The 4,364-nt window shown below is 32.8% G+C and carries 3 protein-coding genes and 1 pseudogene; 1 reads left to right on the top strand and 3 read right to left on the bottom strand.

The features are described from left to right. Positions 1 to 579: transposase (locus H5S41_RS04405; RefSeq protein WP_182602472.1), on the top strand; the 579-nt coding region annotated here is incomplete at its 5' end. A 206-nt stretch (positions 580 to 785) separates the two neighbouring features. Here the strand turns inward: H5S41_RS04405 and H5S41_RS04400 are convergent. The 3 genes and pseudogenes from H5S41_RS04400 to H5S41_RS04390 all read right to left on the bottom strand — a co-directional run. Then, positions 786 to 3,182, bottom strand: a complete 2,397-nt coding sequence (locus H5S41_RS04400; protein WP_182602471.1) for an AAA family ATPase — start codon at positions 3,180 to 3,182, stop codon at positions 786 to 788. A gap of 92 nt (positions 3,183 to 3,274) precedes the next feature. After that, a complete protein-coding gene (gene rfbD, locus H5S41_RS04395) occupies positions 3,275 to 4,120 on the bottom strand; it encodes a dTDP-4-dehydrorhamnose reductase (protein WP_182602470.1) in 846 nt (281 codons plus the stop codon). Between the two features lie 82 nt (positions 4,121 to 4,202). Further along, positions 4,203 to 4,364: pseudogene (locus H5S41_RS04390) on the bottom strand (dTDP-glucose 4,6-dehydratase); the annotation flags it as partial.

Genomic DNA, 4,364 nt, shown 5'->3' with positions numbered 1-4,364 from the left:
AATGCCCAATATCAAAGCTTTATTTACCGGCTTTTTCCTAACGCCCGAATTATTATCGATCGTTTCCACATTGTTCAACTAGTCGGTCGCGCCCTTGATAACTGTCGAGTTAATATTCTTAAACTACTGGATAAACATACTCGCGAATACAAGCTACTCAAATCACAATGGAAACTTTTCCATCTCAAAGCGACCGAACTGCAGCCGGAAAAGCCGGTCTATTTACGTGGGATCAACGAGTATATGACTAAACAGAATGCCGTTGACCTAGTACTAAATCAATTTCCTCAATTTAGTGCTGTTTACACTGCATATCAAGAAATTACGGCGGCACTTCATGAGCGAAATAGCGAACGCTTAATCACGATCCTGAGTCAGTATCAGAATACCGGAACGGAAATGGATACGGCTATCGCTACATTAAATAAAAATCAGTCTTATGTCATTAACAGTACAGAGTTTGAGTTCTCCAATGGTCCCTTGGAAGGGATCAATCGTCGAATTAAGAACCTTCGTTCCTGTTATGGTTTTGCCAATCAGCAATTTTTCTTTTTAAGAATTGATTATTTATTTGCGTAAAAAAACCTCCCATTTTCTTCTATATCTTTATCTTACTACTAAACGTTGATTTAACAGTCTTTGTAGTAAATTCTTAATACGTAGCCAACAACAATATACTTAACTAAAGAAGCAAGTTTCCTTACCAAAATCAAGATACGAATTACTTAACAAATTCATTTAATTCTATCAACATTTGACGAAGAGCCAAATTAGTCTAAAAAGCTTTAATTATGATTACTCCAAGCTTCTATATTCTTCGTTATCTCATTTTCTTTCTTACCTTGTTTAGTTAAATGCTTAAGAACATGTACAGAATCTAAAGCATACAAAAAGCAAATTATATCACGAGCTGTCCGTCTCTTCTCTTTTTCTGAAATAAAATCAAAGAAATTTATATCATCGAGTGTATCGATTCTTTCTTCTGTATGGCTTTCCCCATGCAAAACTAGTCTATACATTAAATTTTTATAATATGACCTATCACTTTTATCAATTTTATTTAAAATAGCTTCATCCAAAGATACCTTCTCAATGCCTTGTCTATAATTAAATGTAGAGAATGATTCCAAAAGTTTTCGCATTTCATTTCCTATTATCATCCTATCAATAGTTTTATCATTATTCCCATAATCATATACTTCACACATTAACCTTGAATATCCATTTCTAACAGATTTATTGCAAGGAATTAATTCTTTTTCTCTCAATTGGTATGATCTAGAATTTCTAACACCGCTTCCAAGAATCTCATTTATCATTTTCTCACTATCAAATAAAACTTGTAGATCATGAGTTAAAAGAACTACTTGAGTATTTTTATTACTAGTTAGGAATTCGCTTAGTTTATATTTTAAATAAGACATTATCCCAATTCTGTTTTCCATATCAAAACTCGAAATTGGGTCATCAATCACAATTAAATAGGAATCTTTATAAGCATCCTCACTTTTCCCCATTAATATGCTGACAAAGAAATAACACAAAGCAATAATATTTCTCTCTCCAACAGAAACATTGTTAGGAGTAACCGGATTACCGTGAGTATATAAAACATACTTATTATCTTGATATTTAAGATATAAGCGGTCTTTTGAAAAGAAAATATATTCTAGACCATAATTAATTACATCCAGAGCTATATTTATATTCTTTTTTCTTTCCTCTAATACATTTAATTTCTCTTTGATTTCATTTCTTTCTTCAATAAATCTATTATAATCTTCAATAACTTTTTCTTTTTTCTTTCGTAATTCCTCCATTATTCTATAATCATTTATAATATCGTAGTGCGCAATTTCATTATTCACTCGGCTCATTTCCTCAAGAATGGACGATACATCTGGAATATTTTTATTATATTCAATAATCTTAGCATCAAAAGCCTTAATACATTCTTCAAAATTTTGTAAAATGGTGGAAAATTTATTATTAATTACAATTGAAGTGTATGGATTGTCTATTTTTACTTGAATCTGCTGATTAGTTTTATCAATTATATTATCTAACTTGCTTTTAGCTCTTCTCACCTTGTCCAATCCTTGAATATCACTAAAGATAATAAAGTCGATATTTGATTTCGCAATAGTTAATTCTTTTAACTTAGCTTTATACTGCTCTACATCACGATTTAAAAATCGTTCTATGAATTTAAGCATCTTTTTACGATATGAATCATCTATTTCTTGAAGGCATGTTGGGCAAAAATTAATCTCAGTATTTTTAAGAATTTGCTGTGTCCTATTTAAATTAATTCTAGGAGAGTTCTTAATCGTTTCAATTAACTCCCTATCAAATTCAGATAACTTAGGAGAATCAATTTCTTGTTGCAACAATTTGTTAAGCCTTTCTATATTTTCTCTTAAATTACTAATATAATTGTTCAAATTCAACGTTGACAATTTATTATTCGACTTACTATCCCTAATTTTCCCTAATTCAATTTTTAAGTCATGAAATTTTTCTATTAACTTATCCCTAGATACTTTAGGAGATAAATTAATAAAGTCCTTATATCTGTTATTCGATACGCTCTCGTTTCTTCTATTTCCCTTAATAAATCTTTGTCTGCCAGCCCAATTTTCATCCCCCTGCAACTTACTTTTCATTCGACTCAGATAATATTCAGGCGAGTTACTATTTAAACTATCCTCATATTTTAACCTCTCATTCTCTAACGAATTAATCCTACCTATTACTGGGTCTAAATCCTCTTTCTTTATTTGTTTAATTTGTTTATCAACATCATTTTGGTCTCCCAAAATAACGATAGTACTAAGCCCATCCTGTTTTATTTTGAGGTTATCATTAATATAATCTTCGTTAAAAACGAATATATTATCTACATCATCCTTAATATCAACTTTATTTTTTTCTGCATCTAACAAGCATGCTGAATTTATATCTTCATCTACTCCCTTTATCTTTAAAAATGCTTTAGAAATTGTAGTTTTCCCAGAACCATTCTCACCATAAATTATTGAAACTCTAGTTGCTTCATTTTCTATTATTTTTTCATTACCCTTTTTTTGCACAGTCTGTACAGTTAATAAAGGTAAATATTTTTGCTTTTCAAAATTTCTTCCCTCTAATCTAATCCCACCAATTTTTCCTATTTCTGGCATAATTTTCTCCTCCTAAATTAGATGCCTACTACTCATAAACGTATGTTCTTATCATACCATACAAAAAACCGGCGACCAAGCCGGTTTCAACACTATTCTCCAATCTCACCCATAAACTCACTCAACGCACTCTGCCAATCAATAATCTCAAAGCCAGTCGCTTCTGCCTTCTTTAAGCTCATTACTGAATGACGTGGGCGGTAAGCCTTCGCAGGATAGGCACTTGAATCAACTGGTGTCACTTCAACATCTTGATCCTTCAAAATCTCGCTGGCAAACTCATACCACGAGCAGGAGCCTTCATTTGATAGCTGGTAAGTACCATATGGCTGGTTATTATCAACTAAGTATGTCATAAACTCAGCTAAAGTGCGAGTCCAGGTTGGTCGACCAAATTGATCATTTACGACTGTTAATTTATCGTGATCCTTGGCAAGTCGTAACATGGTGTAGACAAAGTTCTTGCCATACTTACCAAAAACCCAAGAAGTACGGATAATATAATAATCGTCAAGAATTGACTTAACTGCTTCTTCACCTGCTAACTTAGCCTTACCGTATTCATTCTTTGGGTTGACCGGGGCATCAACTTTATATTCTCCCTCATTAGTACCATCAAAAACATAGTCAGTGCTGATATAGACCATCTTAGCACCAACCTTTTTCGCTGCTTCGGCAACATTTCGCGTACCAACTTCATTTACCTGCCAATTTAACTCTTTAGCCACATCTTCGGCATTGTCAACGGCAGTATAGGCCGCACAATGGTAAATAACAACTGGGTTTAATGCGTTGATCTTTTCGTCCACAATCTTTTTGTTAGTAATATCCATTTGCTTGGAATCAAAGGCATCATACTCAATACCCCGTTCATCTAATAAATTACGTAATTCAGAACCGAGTTGACCATTGGCACCGGTGATTAAAATTTTTGTCATCGCTTTTCTCCTCTCTTTTAAATTAATAGTCGTGATGTTCATCGGTAATCGATTAGAATATCACGACTATTTTTATTAATTATTATTGTCCATTCTTAGCATACTTTGCTTCAACGGCGGCCTTCTCATCTTTCCACCAATCTTGGTGTTCTGTATACCAATCAATAGTATGTTGCAAGCCGGTCTTGAAGTCAGTGTATTCTGGTTCCCAGCCTAATTCAGTTCGTAGCTTAGTCGCGTCAAT

This window comes from Limosilactobacillus albertensis (assembly GCF_014145555.1).
GTDB lineage: Bacteria > Bacillota > Bacilli > Lactobacillales > Lactobacillaceae > Limosilactobacillus > Limosilactobacillus albertensis.
The sequence above is the reverse complement of the archived record's forward strand: the minus strand, read 5'-3'. Positions and strand labels throughout refer to the sequence as shown.